Origin of the sequence: Lysobacter enzymogenes (assembly GCF_017168095.1) — a bacterium.
Classification (GTDB): Bacteria; Pseudomonadota; Gammaproteobacteria; order Xanthomonadales; family Xanthomonadaceae; genus Lysobacter; species Lysobacter enzymogenes_D.
The window spans coordinates 1-1,849 of record NZ_LXSD01000587.1 but is presented as its reverse complement, the minus strand read 5'-3'; the positions used below and the strand labels follow the sequence as shown (position 1 = coordinate 1,849).

The 1,849-nt window shown below is 74.7% G+C and carries 3 protein-coding genes; all 3 read left to right on the top strand.

Features of this window, described 5'->3' with window-relative positions; all coding sequences use genetic code 11:
- On the top strand, window positions 1–583 hold a 583-nt coding region (locus A7A76_RS22865; RefSeq protein ID WP_206413475.1), incomplete at its 5' end, for a nicotinate-nucleotide--dimethylbenzimidazole phosphoribosyltransferase.
- Window positions 584–698: 115 nt separating this feature from the next.
- A complete protein-coding gene (locus tag A7A76_RS22860) occupies window positions 699–1,307 on the top strand; it encodes a histidine phosphatase family protein (protein ID WP_206413474.1) in 609 nt (202 codons plus the stop codon).
- The coding region (locus A7A76_RS22855; protein WP_206413476.1) for an adenosylcobinamide-GDP ribazoletransferase at window positions 1,304–1,849 on the top strand (546 nt) is incomplete at its 3' end. The genes A7A76_RS22860 and A7A76_RS22855, both read left to right, overlap by 4 nt.

Genomic DNA, 1,849 nt, shown 5'->3' with positions numbered 1-1,849 from the left:
CAGCGTGCGCGCCGCGCGCGACGCCGGCGCGCAGTTGTTCGTCGGCGGCGAGATGGGCATCGCCAACACCACCGCCGCCGCGGCGCTGGCCTGCGCCTTGCTGCAACGCGCGCCGGCCGAACTGGCCGGCGCCGGCACCGGCCTGGACGCGGCCGGCGTGGCCCGAAAAATCGCCGTGATCGAACGCGCGCTGGCCTTGCACGCCGTCGCCGGCAGCGATCACGAGCGTCTGCGCCGGCTCGGCGGCTTCGAAATCGCGGCCTTGACCGGCGCGTATGTCGCCTGCGCCCAGAGCGGCATCCCGGTGCTGGTGGACGGCTTCATCTGCACCGTCGCGGCGCTGGCCGCGCAGCGGCTCAATCCCGGTTGCGGCGAATGGCTGCTGTACGCGCACCGCTCGCACGAGCGCGGCCACGCGGCCGTGCTCGACGCGCTGCACGCGCAGCCGCTGCTCGACCTCGGCCTGCGCCTGGGCGAGGCCAGCGGCGCCGCGGTCGCGGTGCCGCTGCTGCGGCTGGCCTGCGATCTGCACAACGGCATGGCCACCTTCGCCCAGGCCGGCGTGTCCGGCGCGACCGCGTGAACGCGCGCACGCCCGCAGCGATGGCGGCTGGCTTTCGGGCTATTCCCTTGGCGGCGTCCGCGCGGGCATCATCGGGCCTGCTCGCCACCGACCGCGTACAAGGAACGACGCCGCGATGAGTTTCGATCCCGTCCATCTCGATCTGCTGCGCCACGGCGACACCGGCCACCGCAGCTATCGCGGCCAACTCGACGACAGCCTGCTGGAACTGGGCTGGCGGCAGATGCGCGATGCGGTGCTGGGGCGCGAGTGGGACGCCATCGTCAGCTCGCCGCTGCAGCGTTGCGCCGCGTTCGCGCAGGAACTGGCGCAGGCGCGCGGCCTGCCGTTGGCGCTGGAGCCGCGCTTGCGCGAATACCACTTCGGCGACTGGCAAGGCCGTCCGGTCGACGCCATCGCCGCGCAGGAAGGCGAGGCGCTGGCGCGGTTCTGGGCCGATCCGGTCGCGCATCCGCCGCCGGGCGCGGAGCGTTTCGACGACTTCGCCGCGCGCCTGACCGCGGCGATGAACGACATCGCCGAGCGCCACCCCGGCCGCCGCGTGCTGGTGGTCACCCACGGCGGCGCGATCCGCCTGCTGCGCTGCATCGGCGCGGGCCGGCGCTACACCGACCTGCTCAACATCGACGTCGCCCACGCCTCGCTGCACGGCCTGAGCTGGCCGCCGAAGGCCGCGCGCGAAGGCTCGCAGGCGCGCGCGCAGGCCGATCCGGTCGACGGCTGATGCGCGCCGCGCTGGCCGCGATCGGTTTCCTGACCCGGATTCCGGTGCCGGCGCGGGTGTTCGCCGACCCCGTCGCGCAACGCCGCGCATTGGCCTGGTATCCGCTGGCCGGCGCGTTGATCGGCGCGCTGCTGTGCGCGCTGGCCTGGGCCTTGCAGAGCCGGCCGCCGCTGCTGTCGGCGGCGTTGCTGCTGATCGCCTGGACCGCGCTGACCGGCGCGCTGCACCTGGACGGGCTGGCCGACATGGCCGACGCCTGGGTCGGCGGGATGCGCGCGGATGCGCGGCACAGCCGCGAGCGCACGCTGGAGATCATGAAAGATCCGCGCAGCGGCCCGTTGGCCGTGGTCGCGGTGATGCTGGTGTTGCTGCTGAAGTTCGCCGCGCTGGCGAGCCTGCCGGCGCCGGCGTGGGCGGCGTTGCTGCTGGCGCCGCTGCTGGCGCGCGCGGCGTTGACGGCGGCGTTCCTGACCACGCCCTACGTGCGCAGCGGCGGTCTCGGCCAGGCCCTGGTTGCGGCGCCGCGCGCGGGGTGCTGGGGG

Bases quoted from the DNA above. Each gene is read 5' to 3' on its own strand.
- A7A76_RS22860 (WP_206413474.1), top strand. From the start codon at position 699: ATGAGTTTCGATCCCGTCCATCTCGATCTGCTGCGCCACGGCGACACC.